Origin of the sequence: Streptomyces sp. NPDC005811 (assembly GCF_040630405.1) — a bacterium.
Taxonomy (GTDB): domain Bacteria; phylum Actinomycetota; class Actinomycetes; order Streptomycetales; family Streptomycetaceae; genus Streptomyces.
The window spans coordinates 64,351-81,291 of the sequence record NZ_JBEXXK010000055.1 but is presented as its reverse complement, the minus strand read 5'-3'; the positions used below and the strand labels follow the sequence as shown (position 1 = coordinate 81,291).

At 71.9% G+C, this 16,941-nt stretch carries 14 protein-coding genes; 3 read left to right on the top strand and 11 right to left on the bottom strand.

The window, feature by feature from the left end:
• Positions 1-131 precede the first annotated feature (131 nt).
• Both ABZ490_RS41345 and ABZ490_RS41340 read right to left on the bottom strand, forming a co-directional pair.
• Positions 132-1,316, bottom strand: a complete 1,185-nt coding sequence (locus ABZ490_RS41345; protein WP_359002608.1) for a type III polyketide synthase — start codon at positions 1,314-1,316, stop codon at positions 132-134.
• 110 nt (positions 1,317-1,426) lie between these two features.
• Positions 1,427-3,022 carry an alpha/beta hydrolase gene (locus tag ABZ490_RS41340; protein WP_359002606.1) on the bottom strand — a complete coding sequence of 532 codons (1,596 nt, stop codon included), beginning with the start codon at positions 3,020-3,022 and terminating at the stop codon, positions 1,427-1,429.
• 147 nt (positions 3,023-3,169) lie between these two features.
• Between ABZ490_RS41340 and bla the strand changes: the two genes are divergently transcribed.
• Positions 3,170-4,117 carry a class A beta-lactamase gene (gene bla / locus ABZ490_RS41335; protein WP_359002604.1) on the top strand — a complete coding sequence of 316 codons (948 nt, stop codon included), beginning with the start codon at positions 3,170-3,172 and terminating at the stop codon, positions 4,115-4,117.
• A 13-nt stretch (positions 4,118-4,130) separates the two neighbouring features.
• On the opposite strand, the gene ABZ490_RS41330 is transcribed toward bla, so the two are convergent.
• From ABZ490_RS41330 to ABZ490_RS41320, 3 genes are all read right to left on the bottom strand, one after another.
• The gene (locus ABZ490_RS41330) at positions 4,131-7,100 is read right to left on the bottom strand and encodes a carbohydrate binding domain-containing protein (protein ID WP_359002602.1); all 2,970 of its coding nucleotides are present in this window, start codon (positions 7,098-7,100) and stop codon (positions 4,131-4,133) included.
• 201 nt (positions 7,101-7,301) lie between these two features.
• Positions 7,302-7,763: a hypothetical protein gene (locus ABZ490_RS41325; protein WP_359002600.1), complete on the bottom strand. Its 462-nt coding sequence runs from the start codon at positions 7,761-7,763 to the stop codon at positions 7,302-7,304.
• Positions 7,753-8,235 (bottom strand): copper-binding protein, encoded by a 483-nt coding sequence (locus ABZ490_RS41320; protein ID WP_359002598.1) that lies wholly within the window; start codon positions 8,233-8,235, stop codon positions 7,753-7,755. The genes ABZ490_RS41325 and ABZ490_RS41320 overlap by 11 nt, the downstream gene beginning before the upstream one ends.
• Positions 8,236-8,378: 143 nt before the next feature.
• On the opposite strand from ABZ490_RS41320, the gene ABZ490_RS41315 reads away from it, so the two are divergent.
• Positions 8,379-8,954 (top strand): sigma-70 family RNA polymerase sigma factor, encoded by a 576-nt coding sequence (locus ABZ490_RS41315; RefSeq protein WP_359002596.1) that lies wholly within the window; start codon positions 8,379-8,381, stop codon positions 8,952-8,954.
• A gap of 5 nt (positions 8,955-8,959) precedes the next feature.
• A complete protein-coding gene (locus ABZ490_RS41310; RefSeq protein WP_359002614.1) occupies positions 8,960-9,619 on the top strand; it encodes a hypothetical protein in 660 nt (219 codons plus the stop codon).
• Positions 9,620-9,665: 46 nt separating this feature from the next.
• On the opposite strand, the gene ABZ490_RS41305 is transcribed toward ABZ490_RS41310, so the two are convergent.
• The 6 genes from ABZ490_RS41305 to ABZ490_RS41280 all read right to left on the bottom strand — a co-directional run bounded on the left by ABZ490_RS41305 (position 9,666) and on the right by ABZ490_RS41280 (position 16,926).
• On the bottom strand, positions 9,666-11,078 hold the full coding sequence (locus ABZ490_RS41305; protein ID WP_359002594.1) for a lamin tail domain-containing protein: 1,413 nt from the start codon (positions 11,076-11,078) through the stop codon (positions 9,666-9,668).
• Positions 11,079-11,224: 146 nt separating this feature from the next.
• The gene (locus ABZ490_RS41300; protein WP_359002592.1) at positions 11,225-12,016 is read right to left on the bottom strand and encodes an SGNH/GDSL hydrolase family protein; all 792 of its coding nucleotides are present in this window, start codon (positions 12,014-12,016) and stop codon (positions 11,225-11,227) included.
• 166 nt (positions 12,017-12,182) lie between these two features.
• A complete protein-coding gene (locus ABZ490_RS41295) occupies positions 12,183-13,229 on the bottom strand; it encodes a 2-oxoglutarate and iron-dependent oxygenase domain-containing protein (RefSeq protein WP_359002590.1) in 1,047 nt (348 codons plus the stop codon).
• A 92-nt stretch (positions 13,230-13,321) separates the two neighbouring features.
• Positions 13,322-14,539, bottom strand: coding sequence for a cytochrome P450 (locus tag ABZ490_RS41290; protein WP_359002588.1), 1,218 nt, complete (start codon positions 14,537-14,539; stop codon positions 13,322-13,324).
• Positions 14,540-14,578: 39 nt separating this feature from the next.
• Positions 14,579-15,409 (bottom strand): LLM class F420-dependent oxidoreductase, encoded by an 831-nt coding sequence (locus tag ABZ490_RS41285; protein WP_359002586.1) that lies wholly within the window; start codon positions 15,407-15,409, stop codon positions 14,579-14,581.
• A complete protein-coding gene (locus ABZ490_RS41280) occupies positions 15,406-16,926 on the bottom strand; it encodes a class I adenylate-forming enzyme family protein (RefSeq protein WP_359002584.1) in 1,521 nt (506 codons plus the stop codon). Before ABZ490_RS41280 ends, ABZ490_RS41285 begins: the two co-directional genes overlap by 4 nt.
• Positions 16,927-16,941 lie beyond the last annotated feature (15 nt).

Here is a 16,941-nt window from a genome sequence, read left to right as displayed (position 1 = left end):
CACCCGTTACGACAAACGCGCCCGCCACTACAAAGCCCTGGTCACCATCGCCTGCCTACGACTCTGGCTGCCCTGACTTTGCGGACACGACCTAGCGCCCGCGCCCGAGTGAGGGCGGTGGCGGGCACCGGCTACAGCCACTCCCCCTCCACGGCCGTGGCCGTGAGGCCGGGTGCGGCCGCGTACAGCACCGTCCGGCTGCCCGACTTCTGGCCCGCCTCATGGGCGCGGCCGAGGATGTCGAGCACCGCCGCGCCGCCGCGGTTGCCCGTGGTGTAGCTGTCCCGGCTGTAGGAGAGCAGGCCCGGCGGCCATCCGTCGGGCATCGTCTGTTCCATGTACTCCAGCACCCTCGTCCCCCCGGGATGCGCGAGCAGCAGGTCGGGATGCCACGGTTGTCGGTCGTCCTGATGCCGTGCGCGCAGCCACGTCCACATCGCGGCGACCGTCTCCTGTACGGCTCGCGGTCCACGACGGTCCATCACGAAGTGCGTGCCGTCGGTCCGGGTCTCCAGCCGGTGCAGGTCCATGGTGCCGGGCAGGGTGTGGTGCCAGACCGCGTCCAGCCTCAGGACCGACTCCGGTCCGGGGCGCCCGGTGACCACCACGGCGACGGCGGTGTCCGCGAACAGCAGCCGCACGATCAGCGATTCCAGGGTGTCGTCGGCGGGCTGGTACGTGGTGCTCAGCGCCTCCGCTATCACGACCAGCACCACACGGTCGGGGTCCCTCGCGACCAGATCGGCCGCGAGCGCGAGCGAGCGGGTGCCGGCGATGCAGGCCCACTGGGTGGCCGGGAGCAGCAGGACGTCCCTGCGCAGGGGGAGACGGTTGAGCAGCGCCAGATCGAGCCCGGGGAGGGCCGGGGTGGTGGAGTGACTGGTGATCAGGCAGTCGACGTCGGCGGCGTCCAGTCCGGCGAGGCCCAGCGCCCCGCGCGCCGCGCGTTCCCCGTAGGACTGCACGGCGGCCCAGGCCGGCGCGGTGCGCTCCTGGACGGTCTGCGGCGCGGGTATCGCCTCCAGCGCGGTGATCGCGCGGTTCACCTCCTCGTCGCCGAACCCGCCTCGGATCAGTGCCTCACGGGCCGCGCCCGCATCCGGAGTTCGCAGGCCGCTCCCACCGCTGGGTGCGGAGGCCGCCTCCAGCGGCAGCATCCATCCCCGTGAGGTGATCCCCGTACTCGCGGCGATGCCGTCCATCCTCGACAGCCACGGCGCCCGCGGCTGCCGGTCCCGCACCTCCGCCAGGATCTGGCCGGTCTGCACGACATGTTCGCCCTGCACCACGACAGGAGGACACAGGTAGGCACCCATAGCACGCATCTTTCTCGGGAAACCCCTGGATGACGTCCAGTGCCTGAAACCTGCCTGATGCAGCAGACCGGGGTCAAGATGCTGTCATCGCAATCTACTTCGCATTCCCCCTATCTTTGTCCATATGGAGAGAGAACGGGACCATGGGGGTTCGGTGCCGTGGGACAGGTCGGGTCCTGTGCGGGGAGTCGGCCGGTGCGCAGATAGGCGTTGACCTGGTCGTCGACACAGGTGTTGCCGTACTCGCCGTAGAGGCCGTGCTGGCGGGCGTGTACGACGGTCAGGAGCCGGGAGCTCGGCCACCGCTCGCGCATGGCCCGGGCGCCGGAGTAGACGGTGCGGGGATCGCCGGTGGCGGCGAGGAGCAGGGCCGGCACGTCGTTGTCGAGCACGGTCGGCGGCTCGGCGGGCGCGGCCCAGAACTCGCAGGGGGTGATGTCGTTCGCCAGGGGGCCGGCGAGCGGGAACCGTCGGCGCGACTGCTCGACCGCGCGCCAGTAGCTGCCGACGCCGCGCCGCTCGGCCACATCGCCGCAGAGGATCGCCGTCATCTGGCTGGAGGAGGCGGAGCCCGCCGAGGTCAGCAGGAACTCCAGTTGCCGGGCCAGTCCTTGGGACGGTTCGACCGGCTTCCGGTCGGCGGCGCGGGCCAGGAGGCGCACGGTCCGGGCCAGGTCGGCGCGCCGCTCGTCGAGATCGCTGCCGAGGCCGCCTATGAAGAAGGCGGGCAGCACATGCTCGTCCAGCACGTACGTCCCGCCGATCCGCAGCGGCTCCCGCCCGGCGGCATCGAGGATGTGGTCCACGGTCGCGAGGACCTCGCCGCGCGTGGCGCCCAGCCCGAAGGTGGCGTGCCGTGCCGCGGTCCAGGAGGCCCAGGCGCGCAGGGCCTCCTCGTTGACCGCCTCGGCGCCGCGCAGCAGGGTCTGGTTGTAGCGCTCGGGGGGATTGACGCCGTCGAGCACCACGCGGTCGGTCCGGCCGGGGAAGAGCTGGGTGTAGACCTCGCCGAGGTAACTGCCGTAGGAGTAGCCGAGGTAGGAGAGGGTGTCCGCGCCGAGCGCGGCGCGGATGACGTCCATGTCGCGGGCGGTGTTGCGGGTGGTGACGTACGGCAGCACGTCACCCTGGGTGCGTGTGCAGCGCTCGGCCAGGTCGCGGGCGACGGTGACCTCCTCCTGGTACGCCGCGCGGTCGGAGCCGGCCGAGCGCAGGAAGGCGGAGCCGAGGTTCCAGCCGCAGTCGAGCGGGGTGCTGCGGCCGACGAAGCGCGGGTCCATGCCGATCAGGTCGTAGCGGGCGGCGACCTCTCCCATCGCCTCGGCGGTGGTGAGCGGCATGTGGAGGCTCGGCCCGGCCGGTCCTCCGTCGTTGAGGAACAGCGGACCCGAGTAGTGCGCGGTGTCGGTCGCCTTCCGGCGGGAGACGGCGACGGTGAGCGTACGGCCGCCGGGATCGGTGTAGTCGAGCGGCACGGTGGCGTCGGCGCAGTCGGCGCCCGCGGCGTCCAGCGCCCGGCCGGTGTCGTCGTCGGGGCCGAGGGCGCAGGTGTGCCAGTCGAGGTGCTGGGTGCGGAAGGGCGCGAGAGGGTCCGGGCCGGAGGTGGTGGCCGTGGCCGTGGCGGCGGGCGCGACGGCCGTGGCGGCGAGCAGCGCCGCGCACGCCGTGAGCGTCCTGGGACGTCGTCGGAACACTGAAGCTGGCATGTGATCAACGCTAGGGCGGCCCATGGCCCGGCACAGTCGGGCAATCCCCCGAAAGGCACTGGGGTTCTCCCTGGGACACCCCTGAGACCGGAGGGTTCGGGATCGCGTTCGAGTGACTCGGGAGAGCGGTGTGTTACGTATGGGGTCATGGAAGAGTCCCGTGTCCTCCGCCGGCGCACCTTACTCGCCGCCACCGCCCTCGCCCCGGCCGGTGGCCTCGTCACCGGTGCCGGTCCCGCACCGGCCGCCCACGCCGCTCCTTCGACGGCCCGCACGACCACCGGCACGACCACCCGCACGCGACTCGCCGAGCTGGAGCGGAAGTACGCCGCCCGCGTCGGCGTCCTCGCCCATGACACCGCCACCGGACGCACCCTCACCCACCGCGCGGACGAACGCTTCCCGATCTGCTCGGTGTTCAAGACACTCGCCGCCGCGGCCGTCCTGCGGGACCTGGACCACGACGGCGCGTACCTGGCCCGGCGGATCCGGTACACCGAGGAGTACGTCACGGCGGCCGGATACGCGCCCGTCACCGGCACGGACGAGAACGTCGCGAACGGCCTGACGGTCGCGGAACTGTGCGCCGCCGCCGTCTCCCGGAGCGACAACGGCGCCGCGAACCTCCTCCTGCGCGAACTCGGCGGACCGACCGCCGTCACCCGGTTGTGCCGCTCGCTCGGCGACGGGCTGACCCGTCTGGACCGCTGGGAGCCCGACCTGAACTCGGCGGAGCCGTGGCGCAGGACCGACGTCACCAGCCCCCGCGCGATCGGACGGACGTACGGCCGGCTCCTCCTCGGCGGCGCACTGGCCCCCGACGACCGCCGCCTGCTGACCCGCTGGCTCGTCGCCAACACCACCAACACCGCCCGCTTCCGCGCCGGCCTGCCCGCCGACTGGGTCCTCGCGGACAAGACAGGCGGCGGATCGGCGTACGGCGTCGCCCACGACGTAGGCGTCGTGTGGCCCCCGGACCGGCCCCCGGTCGTGCTCTGCGTCCTGACCACGAAGCACGATCCGGCGGGCCCCACCGACAACGCCCTGGTCGCCGAGACGGCCACCCTCGCGGCGCAGGCGCTCCGGCTCCTGTGATCCGCTCGCGGGGCTACTTCAGGTAGGGGCCGTCGGTGCCGATCTTGCCGGGGCCGTTCAGGACGTACACCCGGAGGTTGCCCTTGCCGGGTGCCGCGACGGACAGGGAGCCGTTGGAGACGGTCTTCGTGTCGCCGGTGACGGCGTCGGTGTAGGTGCCGTTGGGGATGCCGGTGAAGGTGGCGTCGCCCGTGACGGTGACCAGGGCGAAGCTGTCCGTGCCGCCTCCGGTGTAGCGGCGTTTGAACGCCATCTGGCCGCTGATGCCGGTGGTGGAGTACTGCCCCATCTGGAGGGCGGGGACGGCGCGGCGGATCCGGTTGAGCCGCTGGAGGTGTTTGACGAGGGGCTGGGCCAGGGTGGTGGCTACCTCGCCGCTCGCGGAGTCGGCCTGGCCGAAGTCGGACGCGGTGACGGAGCCGGTGAGGTGGTCGCCGTAGTAGGCGCGTCCCGTGCCCGCCAGCGGGCAGGTCGGGCCGCAGTCGATCTGTTTGCCCTTCTGGAACTCGATCTCCGACCCGTAGTACAGGGTGGGGATGCCGCGGAAGGTCCACATCAGGGACATGTTCTCGGCCCAGGCGTCGGTGCCGCCGCTGTAGCGGGTGCTCGACTTGTTCGGGCCGTAGTCGTGGCTGTCGACGTAGACGACGTTGTAGGTGGCGTCGTTGACGCTGTCGTCGGAGTCCTTGCCGTTGTTGTAGGCGTTCTGCGCGTCGCCGAAGTTCATGTGCATGCGCATGTCGATGATGTTCATGCCGGAGAACCGGCTGCGGTCCGGCGTGTGGTACGTGTTGCCGTCGAGGAAGGCGTTGGTGGACGTCGGCTGGTTGCCGGTGCCGAGCTGTTCCTCGTAGGTGTACTGCTCGAGGGCCGCCGTCGTGTCGTCGGCGCTGTACTCCTTGCGTTCCTTCCAGGTGTAGAACTGGGCCGAGTGGTTGACCGAGCCGCGGTTCCACTTGTCGTTGACGAAGGCGCCGACCTCGCCGAACACGAAGAAGTTCTGTGCGGCCGTGGTACCGAACCGCTGGGTGACCCGGTCATAGATGGCGGGCAGGAAACGGCGGTTCCAGGTGACGCGCGGGATGTGGACGGCCGTGTCGACACGGAAGCCGTCGACACCCATGTCGATGTACTTGTCGTAGGCGCCGATGAGGTAGTTCTGCACGGGCGTGGACTCGGTGTTGAAGTCGGCGAGGTCCTCGTGCAACCAGCAGGAGCGGGAGTCCTCGCCCTCCCAGTTGCCGATCCAGCACTGGTGGTAGTACGTCTTCGGGAACATGCCCGACGTGGGGCTGGGCCACTGGCAGTTGTAGAGGGTGTAGCCCTCGGCGCTCTTGCCGCCGGTGGGCTTGCCCCAGTTGAGGCAGGTGTTGCCGGTGGGCTCGGCGGTCGACCACAGGTCGCCGTTGTAGTACGACTTCCCGGACTTGGGCTCGACGGTCAGGCCGTCGTAGGTGAAGTCGTCGTTGCGCTCGTCGTAGTACCAGCTCCACTGGGAGTCGCGGACGCCGTACACGGTCGGGGTGAACAGGCCCTTGGCGCCCCAGCGGGAGCTGTGGTTGTAGACGACGTCCTGGTAGATCTTCATGCCCTTGGCGTGGGCCGCGTTGATCAGGTCCTGGTAGGACGCGCCGGCCGACTCCAGGCGGGGGTCGACCTTGTAGAAGTCGTAGCCGTGGTAGCCGTGGTAGTCGTAGTCCGAGCGGTTGAGGACGACCGGGGTGATCCAGACCGCGGAGAAGCCGAGCGCCTTGATGTAGTCGAGCTTGTCGACCAGTCCCTTGAAGTCGCCCCGGAACATGGGGTCGTTGTTGGCCGCGTTGCCGGACTTGACGTGCTGGCTGCCGCCGCGGTCGTTGGAGGTGTCGCCGTCGTAGAAGCGGGCGGTGAGGACGAAGTAGATCGGGTCCTTGCGCGGGTCGGTGGCGAGCGGGGTGCCGGAGGCCGGTTCCGGGGCCTTCTCCCCGGTGGTGGCCGTGGCCGCGGAGGAGGCGGCCGAGGTGTTCCCGGCCGCGTCGACGGCCTTCACCGTGTACGCGTAGGTGGTCTTCTCCTCCAGCCCGGTGTCGGACAGGACGGTGGAGCCCACGTCCGTGACGACCGTGCCCCTGGTGCCGCCCGTGCGGGTGACCTGGTACTTCGTCACGCCCTTGTTGTCGGTGGCCGCGTTCCAGCTCACCACCACGGAGGTGTGGGTGGCGCTCGCGGCGACCCCGGTGGGGGTGGTCGGCGCTTCGGTGTCCGGCGCCTCCGTCGCACAGGGGTCCGTGGCCGCGGCGGTGACGGTGCGGTCCTTCACCGTGGTGGTGCCGGTGGTGATCGTGTAGTCGGCGCTGTTGTTGTTGTCCCACACGCCGTTGCCGTTGTTGAAGGCGGCCTTGAGCGAGGTGGCGGTGCCGATGTCGAGGGTCTTCTTCCACCAGCCGGTGCAGGCGGTCTCCATGCCGACGCCGGGGACGGTGGTCCAGGAGCCGCCCGCGGGCGCGTAGTGGATGTTGGCCGTGGTCCAGCCGGAGGTGGCGGTCGAGTAGTAGACGGTGGCCTGGTTGCCGGATCCGCCGCCGGAGCCGGCGCAGGGATCGCTGTGGGCGATCACCCCGTCCTTCACCGTCAGGGTGCCGGTGCCGAGCGCGTAGTTGTTGCCGCCGTTGTTGTCCCAGGTGCCGCTGCCGTTGTTGAAGGTGGCCTGGAGGCCGGTGGCGGAGCCGAGGTCGACGGTCTTCTTCACCCAGTCCGTGCAGGCCGCCTCCATCCGCACGCCGGGGACGGTGGTCCAGGAGCCGCCGTCGGGGGCGTAGTGCAGATAGGTGGAGGCCCAGTTCCTGGTCTTCGTGTAGTAGAAGACGGTCGCCGTGTTCGAGGCGTCCGCCGCTGTCTCCACGAGGGCGGGGCGGGGGGCGTGTTGGGCCGTCAGCAGGCCGAACACCGTTGCCGAGGCGGCGGCGAGGGCGAGCGCGCGCGACGGGGGGAACGTGCGTCTCATGGTGTGTGTCTCCCAGCGGGCCAGCGGGGCGGGGGAACGCCCTGAAAGGTGAACCGGCAAATTGCTGCAAGTTTTTGCACCGTGAAAGCTACAGGTACATGTCATCCACGTGAAGGGATGTGACGCAAAGGGATGTGACGCAGGGATCCCGTGCAGAGGCGCCCGTCGGGCCTCGGCCCGGCGGCCGCCTCTGCGGCAGGGTCATCGTTGCCGTGCGCCTCCGGCATCCGTCCGGTGCCGATGGTGCGGGACGTGCTCGTGCGCGCGGTGGTGCGGGCGGCTGTACGCGACCACCGCCAGGACGGCCAGGACTGCCACCCCCGCCGCCTCGACGTACAGGGTCGGCCGGACCAGTTCCGCGTCCGTCGACTCGACGAATCCGAACAGACCCGTGGTGAGGCTGAGCACCAGGGCGCCCAGGGTGCCGGCCGTGAAGAGGGCGGTGACCGCGGCCACCGGGGCCAGCCCGCGCACGGGGGTCACCAGCAGCGCCACGGCCAGCAGGATGCCGACGACACCGTTCAGCAGGAACAGCGGCCCGATGGTGACGAGGCCCCGGTAGCCCTCGTCCCACAGGCGCAGATGGATCGCGGCCATCGTCGCCGTCAGCCCCGCGCCGGCCAATCGCAGGACGAGCGTCGCGGCCGTTCGCTCAGTAGCCATTGCTCGTGCCCGTCGACGTGTGGGTGCTGCCGGTCGACGCCGGGGTTCCGGCGACCGTGATGTGCGTCTTCATACCGAGGTCCTTGTGTCCGTCGACCGGGCAGTACACCTGATAGGAGCCGGACTTCAGCGCCACGGTGAGGGTCGTGGACTGCCCGGGGTCCAGTGTCTTGCTGCGGCTCTCGCCGCCGGGGCCATCGAGCTCCAGGGCGTGTTGGTGGTGGCCCATGTTCTGCGCCGTGAAGGTGTACCGGCCGGGGTGATACGTCTGCGTCGAGAGCTGGATGTGGAAGTCGGTCAGCTTCGCCGTGACCGGGGTCCCGGAGGCCGCGGCCTTGGACGGGGCCGGAGCGGTCGTCGTACCGGAGCCGCTGCTGCTGTTGCCGCCGCCTCCGCAGGCGGCGAGCACGGCGGTCAGTCCGCCGGCGGCCACGCCGAGGAGCACGCGGTTACGGATGTGCGGGATGGTCATGAATCGGTCCTCCGGATCGTCCCCCTGCAAGGGGTACGGCCACGGCGGGCGAAGGGATTGCGGATCGGCCGAGGGAGAATTGCTCCGGAGGGAGAATTGCCGTGGAGCGCAATCCCTTCCGGGCGTAGGAACGTATTCCTGGTATGTGGCGCATCGGCCTTTCCTTCGGGCGGGTGCCCGACGAGGCACTGCTCACCGGTCTGACGACGGGCGATCCCGAGCTCGCCGTGGCGTTCGTGCGCCGTTTCCAGAGCACGGTCTACGGGGTGGCCCTCGCGGTCCTGGGCGACGCCCAGCTCGCCGAGGACGTCGCCCAGCAGACCTTCGAGCGGGCCTGGCGGCACGCCCAGGTGTACGACCCGCGGCGGGGATCGGTACGGGCCTGGCTCACGACGATCGCGCACAACCTGGCGATCGACGCGGTACGGGCCCGGCGGGCGAAGCCGGTCGCGCCGGAGGACCTGGACGCGCTGCTCGACGTCGTGACCGAGACGCCCGAGCGGCGGGCGCTCGCCGACGACAACGCGGAGCGGGTCCGGCGGGCGGTGCAGGAACTGCCGCGGGAGCAGGCGCGGGCCCTGGTGATGGCCGGGATCTACGGGATGACGGCCTGGGAGGTGGCGGACGCCGAGCACATTCCGCTGGGCACGGCGAAGACGCGGATCCGGACCGGCACGCGCAAGGTGCGCGCCCTTCTCGAGACGGAGGAGAAGCGGTGAGCGGCATGGAGTGCGAGCGGCTGCGCGAGCAGGGCGCCGAGCTGGCGCTCGGGGTCCTGCCGGCCCGCGAGCGGGCCGAGGCGGTCGCCCATCTGGACCGGTGCCCGGACTGCCGGGAGCACGTCGAACGGCTGACGGCGGTCGGCGACGGTCTGCTCGCCCTGCTGCCGGGCGCCGAGCCGCCGGTCGGTTTCGAGAGCCGGGTCGTACGGGCGCTGGGCGCGGCCCCCGCGCCGAAGCCCCGCAGGCACCGGCTGCGGCTGGCGGCGGCCACGGTGGCCGCGACGGTGGCCTGCGGCTTCGGCGGCTGGGCGGTCGGCACGGTGGTGGAGGGCGCGCCGGCGCCGGTCGCCCAGCGCACGGACAACGGTCTGCGGGAGGCCGCCCTGGTCTCCGGCGGCCATGAGGTGGGCCGCATCTTCGCCCACGGCGGTGACCGGAGCTGGGTGTACATGTCCGTCGAGTTCCCCGGCGCCGACCGGGGTCCGGTGCGGTGTCTGCTGGTCCGCGCCGACGGGTCGACGGTCCCGGTGGGGTCGTTCCCGCTCAAGGACGGTTACGGCTACTGGGGGGCACCGGCCCCGGTCGATCCGACGACCGTGACCGGCGCCCGCCTCGTGGGCCCGGACGGGAGCGTCCTGGCCACGGCACGCTTCCCGGCGTGAGGTCCGCCGGGGCGTGAGCGGATGAGGGTGTCGGCAGGCCAGGCCGTCAGCAGGTGACGGTGCCCTTGCGCAGGGCGTGGCCGCCGTCGTTGGTGTCGTCGGACCAGTAGACGGGCTTCGTGCCGGCGGTGCACTCGTCGGCGCCTGCCAGGGCGAAGCCCTCGTTGTTGTAGTCGGGCATGCCGGTGGGGCGGTTGTAGACGGCGGTGGTGGCGAAGGCTCCGGAGGCGTCGACCCGGAAGGTGCGGTGCTGTCCGTGGCAGGTGTCGTCGCAGACGGCCCACAGGCGGCCGGCCTGCGGTTCCCACTGGAGCTCCATGACGGCGCTCATCCCGCTGGAGAAGGACGCGACGCGGGTGAAGGCGCCGGAGTCCTCGAGGACATAGCCGTGGATCGTTCCGGTGCCTTCGACGCCGAGGAAGAACACGCCGCCGCCGTGGGCGCCGTAGTGTGCCGGGTCGTAGGCGGCGCCGGTCGAGGCGTCCTTGAAGGCGGCGCCGGTCAGCGAGGTGTCGGGCACCCAGGTGATGCCCTCGAAGCCGAGGTTGGAGCCGACGGACGGCAGGTCGGCGGTGAGGTTCCACTCCTTGGCGGCGGTCAGCGTGGTGCCGGTGCCGGAGACGTCGTACTTCAGGACGGACAGCCGGCTGGTGCCGGAGGCGTCGCCGTTGCGCTCGCCGGCGACGAAGACGCCGGCGGCGGATCCACCGCCGGTGAGGGTGACGCCCTCGCTGTCGGGGCTGCCCGAGCCGCCGGGGAAGCGCAGCGTCTTGCCGCCGGTCCAGCCGCCGGTGGTGTCGGGGGTCCAGCCGCCGGTGCCGTTGCGCACCAGGCGCCACAGCTTGCCGCTGTTCTGGGCGCCCCACATCACGCTGCCTTCCTGGTGGAGGCCGCTGAGGTCCTGGCCGAAGACGTTGGAGGCGTCGGCGGTCGTCACGGAGCTGCCGCCGGGCCAGGCCACCGGGGTGCCGCCGCCCGTGCCGCCGCAGTCGTTGGCGGCGCCCAGGGTCAGCTGGGCCGCCGTGAACGCGCCGGTGCCGTCGGGGCAGCGCGACCAGGAGGGGTCGGAGTGCTGACTCCACGAGAAGCTGTCGACGAGGGTCGCGCCGTCCGGCAGGTACAGGCGTGCCTTGTCGGCCGAGCCCAGCCCGAACTTGGCGTGGACGTCGACGGCACGGAACGCGCCCGCGGCCAGCGTGGTCCCCGAGGCGATCTTGTACGACGAGCTGTCCTTGTCGTCCTTGAGGATCCAGCCGGAGAGGTCGACCGTCGCGGTGCCCTTGTTGAACAGCTCGATCGAGTCCTCGACGCTCCCGGTGGTGACCACCTCGTTGATCCGGATGTCGTCGGCCGGGGCGGCGTGGGCCGGGGCGGCGGTCAGCGCTCCGGCGAGGGCCGATCCGGCTGCGAGGAGAAGGGCGAGATCGCGGGGCCGGCGGCGCGTGCGGGATGCGGTCACGATGTCCGTCCAAGGGTCGCGGAAGACAGGGCGCCCCGACGGTCCCGGCCCGGGCCGAACCGGGTGTCCCCCACGGGGCGGACTTCCCGTGAACGGTGGTCGAAGAGTTTTCGCGGCAGGGACCGTGACCAGTCCATTTTACCGGGTCAGGTACGGGAGGGCACGGTCACCGGAAGCAGCGCGGGGCGCTTCGCCCGGCGGCCGTCGCCGGAGGAGCGGCCGCGCAGCCGGCGGACGATCCAGGGGCCGAGGAAGGTGCCGGCCCAGCGCAGCTCGGTGGTGACGGACCGCCAGGCGGGGGTGCGCGTCTCCTCGGCCGGCAGCGGCCGGGTCCAGTCGGCGTCGCTGCCGGGGAGGGCGAGCGCGTGGGCGACGGCGGCCGCGATGCGGGCGTGCCCGAGCGGGCCGGCGTGCAGCCGGTCGGGACTCCACAGGCGCGGGTCGGTCACGACGGGGTGCGCGGCCGTCTCCGCCACCACCACGCCGTGGCGTCCGGCGGCCTCCCTGATGCGCGCGTTGAGCGCCAGGACCCGGGGCCCGAGCGGGCGGGCGAGCGGTGTCATGCGCCCGACGTCGGGGAACGTCAGCGTCGCGACCGTGGCGCCCTGGGCGGTGAGGGCGGCGAACATCGCGTCCAGGTGGCCAGCCACCTCGTCGGCGTCGAAGCCCGGGCGCAGCAGGTCGTTGACCCCGGCGACCACGGTGGCGAGGTCCGGCCGCAGCGCGAGCGCGGGGGCGAGCTGTTCGGCACGCACCTGGCCGGCCCTGCGGCCGCGCACGGCGAGGTTGGCGTAGCGCACACCGGGGCTGTGGCGGGCGACGTGCTCGGCGAGCCGGTCGGCCCAGCCGCGGAGGCCCTGGGCGTCGTCGCCGTCGCCGACCCCCTCGGTCTGGCTGTCCCCCAGGGCGACATAGCGCAGATAGGCACCGTTCGTCATGGATCCGCTCCCCCTATGCAACTGAGCACCTAGGTGCATTGTTGACTATGAGGATAGCGTCCGGGACGGCGTCGGACCCGCCCCCGCCCCAGCGGGTCGAGGTGCGCCTTGCGGCCCGGGGTGACGGCCGCAAGGCGCGGGGCTTCGGGGCTTCGCCCGAGTGGGGTCAGGACGTGCCGGCCGCCTCCTCCCTCAGCTTCTCCAGGACGGACAACCGGTCCTCCGCGTGGATCCGGCGCGTCGTCACCCGGTCGGGGTAGCAGCGCAGGAACATGGAGGTGAAGTGGCTGCCGTAGTGCAGGAACTCGGTGTCGTCGGTGCTGTCGAGCGGGCGGGCCGCGGCCTGGAAGCTGGGCTCGTGGAAGTAGGCGAAGGCGTACCGCTCCCGGTCGGCGAGCTTCACCTTGTGGGGGGTGGAGAGCAGGGTTCCGCCGGTGAGGAACTGGAAGAGGTCGCCGGGGAAGACGGTGAAGGTGTGCGGCACCGGCGGGACGTAGGTCCAGTGGTCGTCGTCCTCGTAGACGCCCGCGGCGCTCTCCTCGGGCAGCCAGTTGCGGTTGCGGCGCTCGCCCTCGATCGGGGGCCGAATGTACAGGGCCTGTCCGGTCTCGTCCTGGGTGGCGATGACCAGCAGACCGTAGTCGGTGTGGGCGCCGATGCCGCGGTCGGTGCCGGCGGACGCGGCGGGGAAGCGCAGGATGCGCATGTGGTGCCATCCGTCGTCGGTCAGCCGGGTGAACGCCTCGATGTCCTGGCCGAGTCCGAGGGCGGTGAGCCGGAGGATCCGCTCGCCGAGGTCCCCGGACTGTTCCATGTACGCGTCGACGGCGTCCCGGTACTGCTCGTCCGGCCAGGGCACGGGGCCGTGGCAGGGCCAGTTCTCGGCGACCCGGGGGTCGTCGGGGGACACGTCCTTGGTGACGGTGAAGATCTCCGAGCCGTCCTGGACGCCGTCGGTCACCTCTTCACCGGAGGCGACGTATCCGCTGTAGCTGAGGTCGCTGAGGTGCCGGGACTTGTCCGCGAGCGGCAGGGAGAAGAAGCGGCGGCTCGCCGCGTAGGCGTCGGCGACCACGCCGCGCTGCGCGAACGGGATGGCGACCTGGTAGATGCCGTCGCGCTGCCATGCTTCGATCATCCGCTGTCCCAGGCGGATGTCCTCGGGTGTCCCGGTGATGGTCTCCGGGATGTCGAACGTGACGAGAGCGGTCAAGGGAGTTCCCTTCGAGGGTGTACGGACTTGCGGGTGCGGGTGTGGTTCGGGGGCGGCTGCGGGTGCCGGTGTGGCGGTCGGGGCAGCCGGGGTCAGGGCTTCGTGCGGACCGGCAGGCTCCGTACTCCGCGGTGGAGCATGCTGGGCCGCCACGTCAGTGCGCCGGGCTCGAACGCCGGGGCCAGGTGGGGGAAGTGCGCCAGGAGGCGTCCGAACGCGATCTCGCCCTCGGCCCTGGCGAGCGGTGCGCCCACGCAGTGGTGGACGCCGTGGCCGAAGGCGAGGTGTCCGCCGGCGGCTCGGGTGACGTCGAGCCGGTCCGGCTCGGGGAAGCGGGTCGCGTCCCGGTTGGCGGAGGTGAGGCCGACGAAGACGAACTCGCCAGCCGGGATGGTCACTTCGCCGACCGGGACCGGATCGGTGGTGCGCCGGAAGTGACTGATGTTGGCCGAGCTGTCGTAGCGCAGGAACTCCTCGACCGCGTGCGGCAGGAGGGAGGGGTCGGCCCGTAGCGCGGCCAGCTGGTCCGGGTGGTCCAGCAGGGCGAGGGTGCCGTTGCCGATGAGGTTCACCGTGGTGTCGAAGCCGCCGACGAACAGCACGACGGCGAGCGAGACGACCTCCTCGTGGGTCAGCCGGTCCTCGCCGTCGTGCGCCAGGACGAGCGAACTGAGCAGGTCGTCGGCGGGGTCGGCGCGCTTGGCCGCCACGATCTCGCTCACCAGGGCTAACAGGGCGTTCGACGCCCTCGTCACGGCCTCCCGGTCGGCGTCGAAGGTGAGGACGGCGGAGGTGGCCCGGAAGTCGGCCCGGCTCTCCTCCGGCACGCCCAGCAGTTCCGAGATGACCGTGCTGACCAGGGGGGCCGCGAACTCGGTCACGACGTCGAACTCCGCGCGGTCGGCGAGGGCGTCGAGCAGGTCGTCGGCGATGGCCTCGATGCGCGGACGCAGCGCGCTCACCCGGCGCATGGTGAAGGCCTTGGCGACCAGGGCGCGCAGCCGGGTGTGGTCCGGCGGATCCATGTTGATCATGGATTGCTGGATGGCGTGGCCGTAGTCGCGCTGGCGGCTCATGTCGGTCTGGTGACGTTCGAAGAGGTGTGCGGCGTCCGCCATGTTCTTGCTGAGCCGGGCGTCCGCGAGCAGGGCGCGGCCCTCCTCGTAGCGGGTGACGAGCCAGACCTTCAGTCCGGTGGGCAGGACGGCCCGGACGACGGGGCCCTCCTCGCGGAGCAGGGCGTACACGGAGTGCGGGTCCCGGACGAAGTCGGGGCCGAGCACCACCGGTTCGGTGGGCGGAGGTGGCATGTGCTGACCGCCTTTCACGGCGCTGTGCGGAGTGTTCCTTCAGGGGAGGCGGTCGCCCAGGCGGAGGGCGATCCGGTCGACGGTTCGGGTGGTGCGGGCGGCGTCGACGGGTCTGGCCCAGAACAGGACGCGGTCGACGCCGGCCGCGTCGTAGGCGTCGACGTCGCGCAGGTCGCCGCCGAAGAGGGTGACGGGCAGCGGCTCGTCGCTGCCGGGTCTGCGGACCGTCTTCTTGAACTCGGCGATCTGGTCGAGGACTCCGGGGCGGGCCATGGGGATCCACGCGTCGCCGTAGGCGAGGACGCGTTCGGTGACCCGGGGGCCGTTGCCGGCGACGAGGACCGGCGGGTGCGGGGCCCGGACGGGCTTGGGCCAGGAGGTGATGTGCTCGAAGTGGACGAAGTCGCCCTGGTAGGAGGCGATGTCATGGGTCCAGATCCGCCGCATGGCCTCGACGCGCTCGCGCAGCACCTGCCAGCGGTCGGCGGGGTGGACGCCGTGGTTGCGCAGCTCCTGCTTGATCCAGCCCGCACCCACCCCGAGGTTCATCCGGCCGCCGGAGAGGACGTCCACGGAGGCCACCGCCTTCGCGGTGACGAGCGGGTCGCGTTCCGGGACGAGCAGGACGCCGGTGCCGAGCTGGAGCGTGGTGGTCGCCTGCGCGACGGCTCCCAGGACGACGAAGGGGTCCATGCCCCGCGCGAACTCGGGGGCGAGGTGCGTGATGTCGTCGCCCTCGGGGGTGACGGCCGGGAGGTGGGTGTGCTCCGGGACGAACAGGGACTCGAAGCCGCGGTCCTCCAGGAGGACGCCGAGCTCGCCGGGCGCGATGGCGTCCCCGGTGGGGAACATGACCAGACCGAACTTCACGACACCTCGCCGCGGGGTGCGCGCGAGGCGGTGTACGCGGCCGCGAGCCGCTGCCGGCCGAGTTTCCCGCTGGGCAGGACCGGCAGCGCGTCGACGATGCGGATCTCGCCGGGGTGCTTGTACGTCCCGATGCGGCCGGACAGGTGCGCCAGCAGCCCGTGCTCGTCGACCCGCCGTCCCGGCTCCGGCTCGACCAGGGCGATCGCCCGTTCACCGGTGCTCTCGTCGGGCACGCCGAAGACGAGGGCGGCGGCGACGTCGGGGTGTGCGGCGAGGGCCTGCTCGATCTCCAGCGGGGCGATCGGATAGCCCTCCACCATGATGAGGTCCTTCTTGCGCCCGACGAACAGCAGGCAGCCGTCGTCCCGTTGCCGCACCACGTCCCCGCTGGCGAGCCACTCGGTGCGGTCGAAGCGGTCCACCCCGGCCCCGTTCCACGTCCCGACGGGCCGGGACGGGGTGCGCAGCAGCAGCTCTCCCGGCTCCCCGGGCGCCGCGTCGACCCTGACCTCGACGCCGGGCAGCGGCCAGCCGATGGACGCCTCGCCCACGGCGTCGATCCTCGGCTGCTCGATCACCGGCGCCGCGGTCTCGGTCATGCCGTACACGCCCGTGAGGTGGGCTCCGAACCGTGCGGCGAAGTCCCGGCTGAGCTCGGCCGGGCAGGCGTCGCCGCCCGCGACACAGCGGGTCCCGGTCAGGTCGGGCGCCGGTCCGGCGGCGGCGCGGGCCTCGGCGAGCAGGGCGCGGAAGCCGGTCGGTGCGCCGCCGATCCAGCCGAAGCGGTGGGTGCGCAGCATGCGCAGGACGACGTCCGGGGTGTTCACCGGGGTCAGGGCCAGCGGACGCCCGGCACGCAGGGAGGTGAGCAGGACGAGGATGCCCCAGGGGTTGATCAGGTTGATCATGTAGTAGGTGGCGTCGGCGTGCCCGACGCCCTGGGCCCGGGTCAGGTCCAGCCCGGCGCCGAGGGTCGCCTGGGAGAGGACGAGGCTCTTCGGGAGGCCGGTGGTGCCCGAGGTGTAGAAGATGGCGGCGAGGTCGTCGGGGCCGGCCGCGTCGGCCGGAGCGTCCGGTGCGTCGTCCGTCAGGAGGTCCTCCCAGGCGGAGGTGGTGGCCGTCCCCGGGGAGTCCAGGATCCACGCCCGCTCGACCGTGGCGCTCTTCTCGGTCACGTGCGCGCAGGGTTCGTGCACCTCGGCCTCGCCGACGTAGAACCGCGGCGCGCTGTCCGCGATCAGCTGGTCCACCTCGCCGGCGGACAGCTTGTGGCTCAGCGGCACGATCACGGCGCCGGTGCGCAGACAGGCGTAGTACACGCCGACCAGCTCGTACCGGTTGGTGAGGTGGACGGCGACCCGGTCCCCGGTGCGCAGGCCCGCCGCGAGCAGTCCGCCGGTGATCCGCTCGGCGAGGGCGAGGACGGTGCCGTACGGGATCGCGTCGTCGAGCGTGAGCAGGGCGGGCGCGTCGGGTCGGCGCAGGGCGGTCTGCTGGAAGTCCGAGAAGATCGACATGGGTACCTCCGGTCG